The following is a 16,142-nucleotide window of genomic DNA, read 5'->3' as shown; positions in this document are numbered from 1 at the left end:
TTTCCGACGAAGTGGATGCCGGTTCGTCGTAGAAAATGCGGCAAAGTCAAAGACCTAGAGAGCTTCGCGATTGCAACGCGATCGTGAAGCGCTCTAGCGTCCTCAGCGCAGGAAGCTCGACATCGCCGACAGGCAGTTGATCACCCGCACCGCCTCCGCGACGCTGTCGGCCGTGAAGCGGAGAGCACTGCCGTCGAGGCGGTGCAGGCTCGGCCACTGGCAGAAGAGGTCGGCGAGGGCCGGTGTCTGGGCGCGGATCTCGACGCCGAGCGGCGCGGGGATCCGGAACGGCGGCGGCAGCGGCCGGGTCAGAGCGGCCGTCACCCCCGCCCGGATCGCCGCGCAGGCGGCCTCCGGCGACAGGCTGATCCCGCTGTGGCAGCCGGTCGCCCGCTTGGTCTCGACGAAAACGGTCTCGGGAAACAGCGCCCGGGTCTCGGCCGCGAACACGTCGTCGCCACTCGCCATCGCGACCGGCACGCCGAATTCGCCGGCGAGCGCGCCGTAGATCCCGGCCTCGCCGAGCTCCTGCCCGTTCAGCGCGATCGACGCGAAGGCGAAGCCGTTGATCGTGTGGGCGAGGATGCCGCGGCCATGCGCCCGGGAATGGTAGCCGATCAGGCACACTGCATCGACCCCGAGATCGACCCCCGCCATCATGCCGAGGGGACGCGGCTTGCCCTGGATCGCCCTGGCACGCGGATCGAGGAGGTCCGCCGGCATGTTGCGAAAATCGCCGTGCGAATCGTTGACGAAGACCTCCTCCGCCCCGGCCGCGAAGGCGCCGGCGATGGCGGCGTTCGCCTCCTGCACCATCCAGAGCCGCGCCCGCTCGTAATCGGGCCCGCCGCGGCGGGTCTGGTCCGGGTGGACGACGCCCGCGATGCCCTCGATGTCGGTGGAGATCAGGACTTTCATGGCGCGTCCGGAGCGGGGAGGGCGCCCCAGTCGGGCAGCACCTCGGTGAGGGCCTGGCGGGTATGGCCGTTGCGGCCGGTCACCGTCTCGGCGCGCCAGAGCGCGTGGAGGATCGCCTGCTCGATCCCGTCGGCGACCGCCTCGAAGAGCGGGTCGAGATGGGCCTCGTGCAGCATCGCGACGGCCGGCATCGGCGTGCCCGGATCCTGCGGCAGCGTGTAGGCGGTCGAGACGGCGAGCGCGATGTCGCCGCTGCCGTGGCCGAAGACCGAGCCGGTGCGGGCGAGGCCCGCCCCCGCCCGCAGCGCGAGGCGCCGGAGCTGGCGCGCGTCGAGGGCCGCGTCGGTGGCGATCACCAGGATGATCGAGCCCTTCTCAGGCTTCGCGACCGTCCGGGCGGTCTCCAGCCGCTCGGCGAGGACGGGCCCGAGCGCCCGCCCACCGACCCGCAATTGCGACGGCCGGCCGAAATTCGCCAACACCAGCGTGCCGACCGTGACCGCGCGCCCGCCGGCCTCGACTAGGCGGGAGGCGGTGCCGATGCCGCCCTTGACCCCGAAGCACGACATGCCGCGCCCGGCCCCCACCGCACCCTCAGGCACGGTGACGTCGGCGGAATCGTGCGCCTGGCGGTAATGCGCCTCGGTGACGGCCATCCGGGCCATGTCGTTGAGGTGGCCGTCGTTGCACTCGAAGACGAGCGGATTCACCGTCGGCAATTCGCGGCCGATGCCGGGATTGACCGCGAGCGCCGCCCGGATCTGGGCGGCGGCTACCGCCGGCACCCCGAAGGTGTTGGTGAGCGCGATCGGCGTCTCGAGGGCGCCGAGTTCCTCCAGCTGCATCAGGCCGATCGACTTGCCGAAGCCGTTCAGCACCGCGGCCGCCGCCGGCACCCGGTCGTGGTAGAGGTCGCCGGCATGCGGCCGGATCACCGTCACGCCGGTCTGGATCGCGCCCTCGGACAGCGTGCAATGGCCGACGGTGACGCCGGGCACGTCGGTGATCGCGTCGCGCGGGCCGCTCGGCAGCGGGCCGACGCGGGGAGCCATGTCGCTCATGCGCGGTCGAGCTTGGGATCGAGGGCGTCGCGCAGGCCGTCGCCGAGGAGGTTGAAGGCGAGCACGGTCAGGAAGATCGCGAGGCTCGGGAAGATCGCGACGTGGGGCGAGGAGACCATGTCGGCGCGCGCGTCGTTCAGCATCGCGCCCCATTCCGGCGTCGGCGGCTGCGCGCCCATGCCGAGGAAGGACAGGCTCGCCGCGGTGATGATCGAGGTCCCGAGCCGCATCGTGAAGTAGACGACGATCGACGAGATCGTGCCGGGCAGGATGTGGCGCAGGAGGATCGTGCGGTCCGACGCCCCGATGCTGCGGGCGGCCTCGACGTAGGTGGCGCGCTTGAGGACCAGCGTGTTGCCGCGCACGAGCCGCGCGAAGGCCGGCACGCTGAAGACCGAGACCGCCACCACCACGTTGACGAGGCTGCTGCCGAGGATGGCGACGACGCCGAGCGCCAAGAGGATGCCCGGGAAGGCGAACAGCACGTCGGAGAGGCGCATGACGATGCGGTCCCACCAGCCCTCGTAATAGCCGGCGAGCAGCCCCAGCACCGTGCCGATGAGCCCGCCGATGGCGACCGACAGGAAGCCGGTGGCGAGCGAGATCCGCCCGCCGAGCAGGATGCGGCTCAGGATGTCGCGCCCCAGCGGATCGACGCCGAGCCAGTGGGCGACGGACGGGCCCTCGTTGAGCCGGTCGTAGTCGAAGTAGTTCTTCGCGTCGTAGGGGGCGATCCAGGGTGCGAGGATCGCGAGCGCCACCAGCACGACCACGAAGGCGAGCGCCAGGACGGCGACGGGCTGGCGGCGGAACTTGCGCCAGAACTCGGACCAGGGGGTGCGCACCGCGCCGGGAACGGCGGCGACGGCCTTGGTCGTGGTGAGAGCGGTTTGGGTCACGGCCGGCTCACTTGTAGCGGATGGTCGGGTTGATCAGCCCGTAGAGCAGGTCGACGACGAGGTTGATCAGGATGAATTCGAGCGAGAACATCAGCACCAGGGCCTGGATCACCGGATAGTCGCGCTGGTTGACGGAATCGACGAGGAGGCGGCCGACGCCCGGCCAGTTGAACACCGCCTCGACCACGATCGAGCCGCCGAGCAGGAAGCCGAATTGCAGGCCCATCATGGTGACGACGGGGATCAGTGCGTTGCGCAGGCAGTGCTTGGCGATGACGACCCGCTCCTTGAGGCCCTTGGCCCGGGCGGTGCGAACGAAATCCTCGCCCAGAACCTCGACGAAGGAGGCGCGGGTGAAGCGCGCCATCACGGCGGCCACCGCCGCCCCGAGGGTGAGCGAGGGCAGGATGTAGTGCTTCCACGAGCCTGCGCCGACGGTCGGCAGCCAGCCGAGGCCGACGGAGAAGATCTGCATGAGCAGCATCCCGAGGGCGAAGGCCGGGAACGAGATGCCAGAGACCGCGAGCGTCATCCCGAGCCGGTCCGGCCACTCGTTGCGGTAGACCGCCGAGACGATGCCGATGACGAGCCCGAAGGCGACCGCCCAGGCCATGCTGGTCAGCGTGAGCAGCAGGGTCGGCAGGAAGCGCTCGCCGATCTCGGTTGCGACCGGGCGGCGGGTGCGGATCGAGACGCCGGCATCGCCCCGCGCCATGTTCAGGAAGTAGCGGCCGAACTGCTCCGGCAGCGAGCGGTCGAGGCCGAGCTCGGCGCGCACCAGCTCCACGGTCTGCTGGTCGGCATCCTGGCCGGCGGCGAGCCGCGCCGGATCGCCCGGCAGCATGTGCACGAACAGGAAGACCAGCACGGCGACGATCGCGAGCGTCGGCAGGAGGCCGAGGAGCCGTTTGAGGAAGAAGGTCAGCATGGCGCCGGTGACGGGAGGGGAAGGGGAGGGGCGCCGCTCTGCGCGACGCCCCGGATGCGTTACGGTGCGACCGCGATCTGACGGCTGTCGATGTTGCCGTCGGGCATGACCGCCACGCCGGACAGGCGGGTGGAGGTGGCGTAGAGGTTCTGCTCGATGACGAGCGGCGCCCAGGGCGCGTCCTTGAAGATCTGCTCCTGCGCCTTGGCATAGAGCTCGGTCCTCTCGGCATCGCTCGTTGAGACCAGGGCCTTGGCGATCAGGGCGTCGACCTCGGCGTTGCTGTAATACGCCGTGTTGTTGAGCTTCGGCGGCCAGGCCTCCGTCGACAGCAGCGGCCGCAGGGCCCAGTCGGCCTCGCCGGTCGAGGACGACCAGCCGGCATAGTACATCCGGACGCGGGCGGTCTTCGGATCGGGGGCGGTCTGCACCCACTCGACGCGCTGGCCGGGCTCGAGGGCCTGGGTCTGCACCTTGATGCCGACCTGGGCGAGCTGCTGCTGGACGAACTGGATCGCCTTCTGCGCCGTGCTGGTGGTGTAGGCGCTCCACAGGATCGTCTCGAAGCCGTTGGCGTAGCCGGCCTCCTTCAGGAGCTGGCGCGCCTTGGCCGGGTCGTAGGGCCAGGCCTGCATCGGGTGGGCGTAGAGCACGCCGGCCGGCACGATCCCCTTGGCCGGGCTCGCGTAGCCGCTGAACGCCACCTTGGCGAGCGCCTCCTTGTTGATGGCGTAGTTGATCGCCTGGCGCACACGCAGATCGTCGAACGGCTTCTGCAGCATGTTCATGCTGATGTAGCGCTCGATGATCGAATCCTGCGCGATCACCTTCAGCTTCTTGTTCTCGGACAGCGTCTTGGCCTGCTCGTAGGGCAGCGGGGAGGCGAAATCGGCCTCGCCGGTCTGGAGCATCGCCGCGCGGGTGCCGTTCTCCGGCACCGGCTTCCAGGTGATGCCGTCGACCTTCGGCAGGCCGGCCTGCCAGTAGCCGGCGAATTTCGCGCCCTTGACCGAATCGGTCTGCTTCCACTCGACGAAGGTGAAGGGGCCGGTGCCGACCGGATGGAAGGCGATGTCCTTGCCCCATTTCTGGAGCGCGGCCGGCGAGATCATCGCCGCGGAGGCGTGCGCCAGCGAGTTAATGAAGGGGCCGAAGGGCTCCCTCAGGGTGATGCGCACCGAGAACGGCGAGACGACCTCGATCGTCTTGATCCGGTTGAACTGGTTGTAGCGGGCGAGGCGGTTCTCGGGGTTGAGCACCCGCTCCAGGTTCGCCTTCACGGCATTGCCGTCGAACGGCGTGCCGTCGTGGAATTTGACGCCCTCGCGCAGCTTGAAGGTGTAGGTGAGGCCGTCGGGCGTGACCTCGTAGCTCTCGGCGAGCACGTTCTTGACCTTCAGGTCCTGGTCGAACTCGAACAGGCCTTCGTAGAACGACTTGGTGACCGCGGTCGTGAGCGTGGTGTTGGTGTTGTAGGGGTCGAGCGTCTCGGGCGGGACGCCGATGACGAGGACGGGATCGCCGGCCGCGAGAGCGGAGGTCACGGGACTGGCGACGAGGCCGCAGAGCAGGCCGGTGGCGAGGAGGGAGCGCGCGATCGTGGATGTGCTTCGGGTCATCGGAGATGTCCTTCGTTGAAATCTCAGGGTCTGCTTGACGTGATCAATTGTCTTGAAACCCGCCCCGTCATCTCGGGGCGAGCCTTGGCGAGAACCCGGGATCCATAACCGCTGGCGTTTCAGGCCAAAGCGAACTGCGTTCCGCTTCATTCTGCATCGTCAGCGGTTATGGATCCCGGGTTCCGCTGCGCGGCCCCGGGATGACGATGGAGGATGTCAATTCGGTCGGCACACTCAAACAGACTCTCAGAAGATCGGTTGTTCACGTCGCGCAGTCTCACGCCGCGAGCCCGCCAACCGTATGGCGGGCGGTCCAGTGGCCGGGGCCGACCTCGACGAGCGGCGCCACCTCCGGCTCGTCGCCGAGCGCCCGGACCGGGCTCGGGATCTCGCCGGTGAGGAGCCCGCGCGCCTTGGCGTGGCGGCGCGCAGGATCGGCCACCGGCACCGCCGCCATCAGCTTCCGGGTGTAGGGGTGCTGCGGGTTCTCGAAGATCGCCCGGCGCGGGCCGATCTCGACGATCTGGCCGAGGAACATCACGGCGACCCGGTGGCTCACCCGCTCCACCACCGCCATGTCGTGCGAGATGAACAGGTAGGAGAGGCCCAGCTCGCGCTGCAGGTCGAGCATCAGGTTGACGATCTGGGCCTGGATCGAGACGTCGAGGGCCGAGACCGCCTCGTCGGCGACGATCACCTTCGGGTTGAGCGCGAGCGCCCGCGCGATGGCGATGCGCTGGCGCTGGCCGCCGGAGAATTCGTGCGGATAGCGCGCGCCTTGCGCCGGCGTCAGGCCGACCCGCTCCAGGAGCCAGGCCACCCGCGCCTCGGCCTCGCGCCGGGGCGTGCCGTGGACGAGCAGCGGCTCCATGATCGAGAAGCCGACGGTCAGGCGCGGGTCGAGGGAGGCGTAAGGGTCCTGGAAGATGAACTGGATGTTCTTTCGGAGCGCCTGGAGCCTGGTCGGGGGAAGGTCGCGGATGTTCTCGCCGGAAAACTCGATCAAGCCGCTCTGGCTCTCGACGAGGCGCAGGAGCGAGCGGCCGGTCGTCGACTTGCCGCAGCCGGATTCGCCGACGAGGGCCAGGGTCTCGCCGGCCTGGAGGTCGAAGCTGATCCGCTCGACCGCGTGGACGCGCCGGCGCACCCGGTTGAGGAGGCCGCCGCGGATGTCGAACCGGGTGACGAGGTCGCGCACCCGCAGGATCGGCGGGCCGGGGCGGCGCGTGTCCTGAGCGTCCTCGACGGGGGTCGCGGCCGGCGCCTCGGCCCGCAGCAGGTCGAACTTGCGCGGCAGGTCGCTGCCCGCCATGGCGCCCAGCCGCGGCACGGCGGCGAGCAGCGCCTTGGTGTAGGCGTGGCGCGGGGCGGCGAAGAGGGCGGGAGCGGCGCCCTCCTCGACCTTGTCGCCGCGGTACATCACCAGCACCCGGTCGGCGATCTCGGCCACCACGCCCATGTCGTGGGTGATGAAGACGACGCCCATCTTCATCTCGTCCTGGAGGCTGCGGATCAGCTCGAGGATCTGGGCCTGGATGGTGACGTCGAGCGCCGTCGTCGGCTCGTCGGCGATGAGGAGCTGCGGCCGGCAGGCGAGCGCCATCGCGATCATCACCCGCTGGCGCATCCCGCCCGAGAGCTGGTGGGGGAAGCGGGTCAGCACGTTGCGGGCCTCCGGGATGCGCACGAGGTCGAGCATCCGCAGCGCCTCGGCGCGGGCGGCCCCGTGCCCCTTGCCCTGGTGCACCCGGATCGATTCCGCGATCTGCTCGCCGGCGGTGAAGACCGGGTTGAGCGAGGTCATCGGCTCCTGGAAGATCATCGCGATCTCGGCGCCGCGCATCTCGCGCATCTCGGCGTTCGTGGCCGTCGCGAGATCGCGGATCGCGCCGGAGCGGCGGCGGAACAGCATCCGCCCGGCGGCGATCGTCCCGCCGCCGTGCTCGACGAGGCGCATCAGCGCCAGCGAGGTGACGGACTTGCCCGAGCCCGACTCGCCGACGATCGCCAGGGTCTCCCCGGCCTCGACGTGGAAGGACAGGTGACGCACCGCCTCGACACTCCGCTCGGAGGTGGTGAAGCGCACGCTCAGGTCCGAGACCGACAGGATGCGCCGGTCGGGCAGGATCAGGGACGGGGGAGGGGAGGGGGGCAGAGCGGTCATCGGTCAGAAGATCGCGGTCGTGAGGCGGCCGCCGGCCCGGACGAGGCCGCGATACATGCCGGCGGTGTTGAACGGCATCGCGACCCGGCCCTGGGCATCGACGGCGATCAGGCCGCCCTGCCCACCGAGCGGGGTGAGCCCGTCGCGCACCACGGCGTCCGCCGCGGCCTCCAGGTCCTGGCCCGCATAAGCCATGCGGGCGCAGACGTCGTAGGCCGCGGCCGCCCGGATGAAGACCTCGCCGGTGCCGGTGCAGGACACCGCGGCCGTGCGGTCGTCGGCATAGGTGCCGGCGCCGATCAGCGGCGAATCGCCGATGCGGCCGGGCCGCTTGTTGGTCATGCCGCCGGTCGAGGTCAGCGCCGCGAGGTGGCCGTTCCGGTCGAGCGCCACCGCGCCGACGGTGCCGAATTTCTGCCGCTCGTCGAGGGGCGCGCGCTCGTCGTGGTCGAGGCTGACCCGCCCGCCGGCCTGCGCGGTCTCGAGCTGGCGGCGGCGCGCCTCGGTCGAGAAGAAGCCGGGCTCGACCATCTCGAGCCCGTGGGCGCGGCAGAACTCCTCCGCCCCGGCGCCGGCGAGGAGCACGTGCGCGCCGTCCTCCATCACCGCCCGCGCCGCCCGGCCAGGCCGGCGCACGCGGGTCAGCCCCGCGACCGCGCCGGCGCGCAGTGTCGCGCCGTCCATCACCGAGGCGTCGAGTTCGTGGGTGCCGGCGCTGGTGAAGACCGCGCCGTAGCCGGCATTGAACAGCGGGCACTCCTCCAGGAGGTCGACCGCGACCGCGACCGCCTCCAGCGCGCTGCCGCCGTCGCGCAGGCAGCGTTCGCCGGCGGCGAGGATCTCGGCGAGGGCCGCGTGGTAGGGCGCCTCGCCGTCGCTGCCGGCGGCAGGCCTGGCGATCGTGCCGGCACCGCCGTGGATGACGAGGACGGGGCGGATGTCGGTCATGATTCGGGATCCGGGTCGGGGGAGGAGGCGAAGTCGCCTTTCGGGGGCCAAGCGGCGGAGCCGCCTTTGGGAGGCCATGCGGCGTAGTCGCCGTCGAGCCAGGGCAGGACCGATTCGGTGAGCCGGGTCGCCGCTGCGACGAGCTCGCCCGAGGCATGCGCCACGGCGCTCGACAGGGCCTCGACCAGGGCCGCCAGACTGGCGTCGGAGGCGGCGAAGTAGCGGCTGTCGGTGCGCACGCAGAGGGTGATCGTGGCCTGCGCCGCCACCGGCGAGTGCGGCCCGTCGGTGAGGGCCAGCACCGTGGCGCCGCTCTCGCGGCTCTGCGTCGCCAGCCGCACCGTGTCGGCGAAGTAGCGCGGCGTGGCGAGCACGATCACGAGGTCGTCCGCCGTCAGCCGGCGTAGGACGCGGGCGGCGAAGGCCGGTCCCTCGACGGTGGCGAGGAGGTGGACGCCCTCCCGGGTGAGATCGAGGTTGCGGGCGAGCAAGCCGGCCGGCCAGGACGAGCTGCCGAAACCGACGACGTAGACCCGCCGCGCCGACCCGATCGCCGCCACCGCCCGCTCGCAGGCGCCGGCGTCGAGGCCGCCCCGCGTCGCCTCCAGGTTGCGGGCGATCGCCGCGAAGGTCGCGTCGAACACGCTCGCCGGATCGGCCGGCCGCTCCAGGTCGCCGCGCAGCTTCTCCACCGGCGCCAGCGCCCCCTCAAAGCCGAGAACCAGGGCGGCGCGGAACTGGGCGTAGCCCTCGAAATCGAGGGCGCGGGCGAAGCGGTTGGCGGTCGCCACCGAGACGCCGACGAGCTCGGCCAACTCGGCCACCGGCAGGGTCGCGACCTTGAGCGGATGGGCGAGCACGTAGCGCGCCACCTCCCGGTGCGACTGGCTCAGGCCCGGGAAGCTGCGGGCGATGCGCTGCGCGACGGAGGCGTCGCCGGGGGAAGGCATCACGGCCCCGCTCTCCCGCCTGTTCTCCCGCCCAGGTGATCGAAAAATCTCATGGGCGCGATAGACGCGAGATTTTTATGCCGATTGCAAGCCCGGGGGGTGGCGGGATTGCGGGCATGGGCGGCCCGCATTGGCGGCAGGGGCCGCGGGCCGCGCCTTGCCGTCCGGCGCGGCGAGGGGAGTCCACGCTTTGGATCTAACGGATTTTCTTAAGACCTGCTTGAGCGCTTTCTCTTGGAGACTGCTTGATCGATCGCGCGATCGACCTGACATAGAGACCGACAACTCTCCACGTCATCCCGGGGCTCGCTGCAAGCGAGAACCCGGGATCCATAACCGCTGAGGTCTCAGGAAAAGTCGAGGCGCGCTCCGCTTCGTCCGGCAGCGTCAGCGGTTATGGATCCCGGGTTCCGCTGCGCGGCCCCGGGATGACGCGGAGGGTGTGACCGCGACCAGAGAGAACCGGGTGCGCGCTCAGCGGACCCAACCTTGGCGCCCGGTTCTCACGCCCCGTCGCGACGCGTACCCAGCCCGCGCACCGCGTCGGCGAGCCGCGGGATCATCGTGCCGAGATTGGTGTGGCCGCCGAAGAACCAGCCCGCCCTGTCCTTCCCGCGCCAGCCGATCGCCGGGTCGTCGGTCCACGCGCCGGCCATGCCCCGCAACGTGCGGCCGACGGCGTCGAGATCGAAGGACTCGAACGCCGTGATGTTGTCGTGCAGGCGGGCCATGTCCTTGGTGCCGTAATTGTTCGTCAGCACCCGCACGCCCGCATGGGCCAGTTCGAGCGGCGGATAGCTCGGATGGGGCGAGATCATCAGCGACATCGCGAGCGCCGCCCGGGAGGCGAGGTCGCCGTAACGCGCGAGGGACAGGCGGCCCAGGATCTCGATGCGGTCGGTGCAGCGCAATTCGACCGCGTCGAAATCCTCGCCGATCGCCACGAAGCGCCAGTCGCTCCAGAAGTCCGGATCCGCGTCGATCACCGTGCGCACGGTCATGTCGAGGAAGTGCAGGCAGTTCCGCTCGGCATGGGGCCGGGCGTAGAGCAGGACGATCTTCTCCTTCTGCGTGTCGCGGACGATGTGGCGGTCGATGTTGCGGTTGATGCCGGGATGCAGGACGTAGCCGCCCTCGAGCTGATGATTCGCCGCGAAGAACTCCTGCAGGAGGCCGGTGTTGAAGATCGGCAGGACCGTGTCGGGCTGGCGGTAGGTCCGCTCCGCCAGCGCGTACTTCGTCGACCACGGGTAGAACCCGCACTCGTAATCCTGCACCAGGTAGAGGAACTTCTCGGGCCGGACGGAGAAGAGTTCGGCCTGCTGGCGCAGGATGTCGAGGGCGCCGCTCGCCGTCCACCACGCCGTCGCCAGCAGGATGTCGGTCTCGCGAAAGAAGACCGGGTAGTCGTAGCGCCGGGACGCGTCGACGATCGTGTTCCGCCCGGCAACGTCCTGCGCGAGCGGCGAGACGATCTCGAACGAGGGCGGGGGATCGTAGTGAGGCCCGATGCTGACGTCGGTCACGATGATGCGGGCGTCGAACGCATCCTTGAGCGCGTCGTGCAGCGCGGCGAACACCTCGAGCGCCGTCGCGATCCCCGCATAGCCCTTCTTCTGGTCGATGAGCGGGATCAGCAGGTTGAGCCGCGGCTTGGTGACGGGGCTCGGGCGCACCAGGTATTCGGTGCATTCCGGGTAGTACTTGCGGGTGAGGCCGAGGTCGCGGTCCGTCGGCAGGAAGCGGTTGCCGATCGGGTGGTTGGCGCGGTGTGGCCCGGGCGAGGCGTCGTCGGCCGATCGGGTCTGCACGACCCACTCGTACCCGGCCATCTCGACGAAGGAGAAGAAGCTCCGCTCGATCGCGTGCGCCAGGGTACCGTCGACCTGGCCCGCCTCCGGGTCGAAATGGCAATAGTCGAGCTCGAGATCGAGCAGTTTCTCGAGCGCCTTCGGCTTGAACCAGAACATCGATCCGCTGGGAAAGTCGAGCACGGCCTCGGTGCCGATCCGCTCGCCGCAGAGCCGGAACAGGCGCGAGACGGTGTCGAAATTGCCGCCCCACTGGATCAGCGGCTTGATCGGCCCGTAATGGTCCGGCGCCACCGCGCCGATCTCCGGCCGCGCCAGCGCCGACAGGATCGCCTCGACGACGGCCGGCGTGCCGAGATTCGCCTCGAACAGGTAGTCGCGCCACTGGTCGAAGCCGCCGTCGTAATGCTTCGATTTCTTGGTGTGGATGTGGAGCGCGACGTCGCAGGTCCGGAGCACGTCGCGGAACGCCACCACGAGCGGCGCGATATCGCGCCCGCGATTCGGCACGACGCGGATGACGAAGGGGTGCAGCGACCGTTCGGCGAAGACCGCGTTGATCCGCTTGGCGTCGCTCAGCGTCGTCGTGGAGATGTAGATCGTGCAGTTGCCGGGGATGTTGTTGGTGTATTTTGCAACGTACTCACTGAGATCGCTGTAGAAGATGTGGGCGAAGACGCCGATCGCGGCCTCGTCGGGCAGGCGCCCGCCGAGGGCGCCGAGATCGGCGATGTCGATGACGGTCCGGCTCGGCGGGAGCGGCCGCGTCACCGTGTCGGGCCGGGAGGCGCGCCGCGGCCGCGCTCCGGATTCTGCGACGCCGGCGAGGTACTCGGCCAGCGGGTTGCCGTCGGGACGGTCGGGATATTGTTCGCGGTAATAGTCCGGCTCGAACAGCGGATGCGGCTGCCGGTCCTCCCGCGCGCCCGACTTGGCGTAATGCGTGAGCGGCTCGACCCGGCTCTCCTTGATGTCGGGATTCTGCTCGACGTAGAACGCCGTCGAGAACAGCGGGTGCGGATCGATGCCGCCGGTTCGCGACAGCTCGATATACTGCACGAGCGCGGGCAGATGCGCGACCTCCCGGTAGCGCCGGTGCCGGCGGGCGCGCCTGCCGAAGAAGTCGACGTCGAGCATCGGGCAGGGGCTGACGTCGGACGGCTTGGTCAGGTAGTGCTCGAGCGGGCTCAGCCCGCCGCAATCGACGCCGCCGCGATAGTGGCGCGAATCGAACAGCGGGTGGGGATCGCGCGCGGCATGGCCGCCGTAGATGTAGTCGACGAGGCTGTTGTCGTCGCGTCCCAGCCGGTAGGTCTCGCCGTACCAGCCGGGATCGAACAGCGGGTTGGGCTGGCAGCCGCGTCCGTGTCCCTCGGTCAGGAAGTGGTAGAACGGATCGATGTGGTCGATGTCCTTGAGGTATCTCTCGGCATACCACCGCCCCCGGAACAGCGGATGCGGATCGTTGCCCTGCTTCCAGCCGGTCTCGATGTAGTGGAACAGCGGATGGATGCCGCTCTCACCGTCCATGTAGGTCCAGCAGTACCACTTCGCATTGAACAGCGGGTGCGGATCCGCGAGCGTTTCGGCGCCGAACAGCGCGAAATGCTCGAACGGCGACAGGCCGTCCGCGAGGCCGAGACCGTGGGCGCCGGCATACCACCGCGCGTCGAAATACGGCGTCGGGCTCAATCCCCGCTGCCGGCCGACCTCCTCGTAATGCGTCGAGATCCGCGCATTGCTCATCACGAGGTTGTTCTGCTGCGCGTACCATTGGAAGTCGAAGTGCTTCATCGTGGCGCCGGACTGGACATGCAGGACGGTCATTGTGCCCCCGTTAGGTCTTTTGCGTGCAGAATCGGTGAAGGCCGATCGGCCGTTTCCCCCGCGACCGGCGAGGCACGTCAGGCGCCGAGCATCGCCTCGTCGCATTCCGCCGCGATCAGGCGGGCGAGGTCGCGAAACAGGCCGTCCGGCCGCGGGACGGGCGGGGCGGCGGCGGGCGCCGGCTCGGCCTCCCGGGTGGCGTTGCGGGCAAAGCTCGCCATGACCTGCGCCACGCCCTCGTCGCTCACCGAGCGCAGGTCGTCGAGCAGGTAGGCGCCGCGGCTCTGGATGCCGGTGATGATCTCGTAGGACGGGAAATAGCCGATCGTCTCCGGGTGCCGGCGCGCCAGGACATCCGCCGCGACCCGCAGGACCGCCTTGGAATAGGTGTTGGAGGCGAGCACGTGCCGGTCCTCCGCCGTCGCCGCCAGCGCCACCGGCGACACGGTGAGGATCAGCCGGGCGGCGGGGTTGACCGCGGTGATCAGCGCCAGGAACGCCTCGACGTCGGCCACGATCTCGTCGACCCCGAGATTGACGAACCGGTGCTGCGCCGGATCGAACCGGCCGGCGGCGACGCCCGGGCAGAGGGGATAGGCGGCGCCGTCGCGCGCCGACACCCAGGCCTCGGTGAGCCCGAGGGTGAAGACGAGATAATCGAGCCCCTCGATCAGGCGGCGCACGCAGGCGAGGTGCCGCGCCCGGTCGGTTTCCAGCTCCTCGACCGACAGGAACCCGCCGGGCTGCACGGTCGGGCGGTAGGGGTCGTGCCAGCCGCCCTGCGGTCCGGCCCAGGTGCGGTCGGCGGGTTCGAACAGGCCGAGCGCCCGCTGGACGAGCTGCAGCATCTGCCGCGAAGTGTAGACGTTGCCGTAGCGGGCCGAGAACTGGTCGTAGGCGCAAGATGCCGCGACGTTGGCGACGAAGGGGTGGGGGGTCTCGGTGACGTAGTGCGAGAAGCCGCGGGCGCGCAAAGCGCGTCCGATATGCTGGGCAAAGCAGCTTCCCGCCGTGGCGACCCGGTCGCGGCGGCTCAGGCGGAACGGGAAGCCGATTCCCGGATCGACGGCCGCGGCCGCCGGCGCGGCCACGGCGTGGCGCCACTTGGTGTAGGGCGGCGCCTGCTCGTAGGGGTGCTTCATCGGGCGAGCCTCTCGATCTGGTCGGCGACGAGCGCGCCGTAGGTCTCGTTGGCGTGGGTCGAGCTGGTGGGGTGCGCGAGGTCGGGACGCAGGAAGCCGTCCGGGTCCATCGCCGCCTTCGGGGCCGGGACGAAGGTGATGCCGAGCGCCTCGCAGGCCTCGGCGAACAGGAGGGAGTGCAGCCGCCACATCTTCAGCCGCAGCCGCGCATCGGCCACCCGCGCCGCGGGGTAGCGCTCCAGGAAGTACGGATCCATCCGGGCGCGGATCAGCGCCTCGTCGCGTAAGGGCGGCGGCGATTCGATGTGGAAGCGCAGCTCCGGCACCGCCGCATGGGCGGCGTAGAGCATCGACAGGTCGCCCTCGTGGAGGATCTGCCGGACGGAGAGCCGGATGGTCGCGTAGGGGATCGGCTCGGCCTCGGGCAGGAGCGGCCCGGTCTCCCCCGGCATGTGGAAGTCGAAGGGCGGCTCCGTCGCCATCAGGGCGAGCACGTTGTGGGCGTTGCCGGCGATCGTCGAGATGCACAGCGTGCCCGGTCCGATGCGGCGGCGCAGATCCGCCTCGATCGCGGGGTCGAGGCGGATGCCGTCCTCCGTCGCCACCAGGGGGCTGCCGCCCGAGGGCAGCCCGATCATGCCCCAGCCGACCGGGGCGGCGCGGGCCTGGAGCGCCGCCACGATGCACTGGGTGTGGCTGTGGCCGATCAGCAGGATGTCGCGGGCGGCGAAAGCGGCGGGGCGGGGCTCGGCGAGGATCATGCGGGCACGAGCTCCCCGGCGAGGCCGGCAGCGACCGGCGGCATCGCCTGCGCGGCCGCCTGCATCCCGGCGATGATCCGGGCCTGGTGATCCATGATCTCCTGCGCCTTGATCCGGTCGCGCTCGAGGTCGCGGAAGCGCAGCTCGAGCTGCTCGTGATCGTGCCGGGACACGAAACCCTCCGGCACCGGCAGCGCGATCATCGCGTGGTGAAGCACCGGGGGCAGATCGGCATAGGCGTCCTCCGGCAGGCTCCAGCCCTCGAGGCCGGTCGGGCTCGGCGGCGGGTCGTAGCGATCGCCCTCGACCGGCGGCAGGTCGAGGCCGGGCGGGGGCGTCCAGGCGTCCTCCTGAGGGACGGCCAGCACGTTGACCTCGCAGGTGCCGCCGAAGATGTTCAGAGGATAGCCGTTGGCGTTCCGCCGGTTGAACGGGTTGGCGACGTGCCAGCGCAGGCCGTAGCCCGCGCCGGTCAGGAGGGCGACGATCTCGGCAAAGTTCACCGGGCTCGTCTGCTCGAAGTAGATCACCGGCCGGTGGCGGGCGATGGTGCCCGTCGCGCCGAGCAGCACGTCGAGCTCCATCCCCTCGACGTCGATCTTCATCAGCCGGCAGGCCGGCAGGGCGAGGCAATCGGCCGTGAAGAGCGGGACCGGCAGGGCGGGCCGCTCGGTCTCCGGCGCGCCGACGACGCCGCGGAACGACACGCAGCCGAGATTGTCGGTGCCGCCTTGCGCGGCGGCGTCGAGGCGCATCACCCGGGACTCGCGGCCGATCAGCCCCTCGATCCGGGTGATCCGGTCCATCCCGTTCAGGCGGATGTTGAGCGCGAGCACGTCGCTCGCCCGGGACTGCCCCTCGATGGCGATGACCCGGCCGGTCTCGCCGACCATCCGGCCGAACGCGACCGCGTGGCTGCCGACATTCGCCCCGATATCGAGCACGACGTCGCCGGGCCGGACGAAGTGCGAGACGAGGTGGATCTCCTCCTCGGCCCACTCGCCGTAATGGCGCAGGGATTGGCCGATGACGCGATCCTCGGCGTAATGCGCGAGGAGCCCGTGCCGGGCCTTGTGAACGCTGATGGTCATGCGGATGGTCCTGTCTTCTCCCG

12 protein-coding genes are annotated in these 16,142 nt (G+C 70.2%); all 12 read right to left on the bottom strand.

Annotation, left to right across the window (positions count from 1 at the left end; genetic code table 11):
- Positions 1–102: 102 nt before the first annotated feature.
- The 12 genes from ABZT49_RS17810 to ABZT49_RS17755 all read right to left on the bottom strand — a co-directional run bounded on the left by ABZT49_RS17810 (position 103) and on the right by ABZT49_RS17755 (position 16,119).
- On the bottom strand, positions 103–918 hold the full coding sequence (locus tag ABZT49_RS17810; protein ID WP_355287624.1) for a M55 family metallopeptidase: 816 nt from the start codon (positions 916–918) through the stop codon (positions 103–105).
- The gene (locus ABZT49_RS17805) at positions 915–1,979 is read right to left on the bottom strand and encodes a P1 family peptidase (protein WP_355287622.1); all 1,065 of its coding nucleotides are present in this window, start codon (positions 1,977–1,979) and stop codon (positions 915–917) included. Before ABZT49_RS17805 ends, ABZT49_RS17810 begins: the two co-directional genes overlap by 4 nt.
- Complete coding sequence (gsiD, locus tag ABZT49_RS17800) at positions 1,976–2,878, bottom strand: glutathione ABC transporter permease GsiD (protein WP_355287620.1); 903 nt, start codon at positions 2,876–2,878, stop codon at positions 1,976–1,978. Before gsiD ends, ABZT49_RS17805 begins: the two co-directional genes overlap by 4 nt.
- A 7-nt stretch (positions 2,879–2,885) precedes the next feature.
- On the bottom strand, positions 2,886–3,806 hold the full coding sequence (gene gsiC, locus ABZT49_RS17795; RefSeq protein ID WP_093568588.1) for a glutathione ABC transporter permease GsiC: 921 nt from the start codon (positions 3,804–3,806) through the stop codon (positions 2,886–2,888).
- Positions 3,807–3,865: 59 nt separating this feature from the next.
- Positions 3,866–5,425, bottom strand: coding sequence for a glutathione ABC transporter substrate-binding protein GsiB (gene gsiB / locus ABZT49_RS17790; protein ID WP_355287618.1), 1,560 nt, complete (start codon positions 5,423–5,425; stop codon positions 3,866–3,868).
- A 277-nt stretch (positions 5,426–5,702) separates the two neighbouring features.
- Positions 5,703–7,589: a dipeptide ABC transporter ATP-binding protein gene (locus ABZT49_RS17785; protein ID WP_355287616.1), complete on the bottom strand. Its 1,887-nt coding sequence runs from the start codon at positions 7,587–7,589 to the stop codon at positions 5,703–5,705.
- 3 nt (positions 7,590–7,592) lie between these two features.
- Positions 7,593–8,537, bottom strand: a complete 945-nt coding sequence (locus tag ABZT49_RS17780; protein ID WP_355287615.1) for an isoaspartyl peptidase/L-asparaginase — start codon at positions 8,535–8,537, stop codon at positions 7,593–7,595.
- On the bottom strand, positions 8,534–9,487 hold the full coding sequence (locus ABZT49_RS17775; protein ID WP_355287630.1) for a MurR/RpiR family transcriptional regulator: 954 nt from the start codon (positions 9,485–9,487) through the stop codon (positions 8,534–8,536). Before ABZT49_RS17775 ends, ABZT49_RS17780 begins: the two co-directional genes overlap by 4 nt.
- Positions 9,488–9,990: 503 nt before the next feature.
- Positions 9,991–13,125: a rhamnan synthesis F family protein gene (locus tag ABZT49_RS17770; protein WP_355287613.1), complete on the bottom strand. Its 3,135-nt coding sequence runs from the start codon at positions 13,123–13,125 to the stop codon at positions 9,991–9,993.
- A gap of 77 nt (positions 13,126–13,202) precedes the next feature.
- A complete protein-coding gene (locus ABZT49_RS17765; protein WP_355287611.1) occupies positions 13,203–14,267 on the bottom strand; it encodes a GSCFA domain-containing protein in 1,065 nt (354 codons plus the stop codon).
- Entirely contained in the window at positions 14,264–15,028 is a 765-nt protein-coding gene (locus ABZT49_RS17760; protein ID WP_355287609.1) for a hypothetical protein, read from the bottom strand. Before ABZT49_RS17760 ends, ABZT49_RS17765 begins: the two co-directional genes overlap by 4 nt.
- Positions 15,025–16,119: an FkbM family methyltransferase gene (locus ABZT49_RS17755; protein ID WP_355287607.1), complete on the bottom strand. Its 1,095-nt coding sequence runs from the start codon at positions 16,117–16,119 to the stop codon at positions 15,025–15,027. Before ABZT49_RS17755 ends, ABZT49_RS17760 begins: the two co-directional genes overlap by 4 nt.
- Positions 16,120–16,142: the final 23 nt, after the last annotated feature.

Source organism: Methylobacterium sp. EM32 (assembly GCF_040593685.1).
In the GTDB taxonomy this organism is placed as follows: domain Bacteria; phylum Pseudomonadota; class Alphaproteobacteria; order Rhizobiales; family Beijerinckiaceae; genus Methylobacterium.
This window is presented reverse-complemented; position numbering and strand designations above follow the sequence as displayed.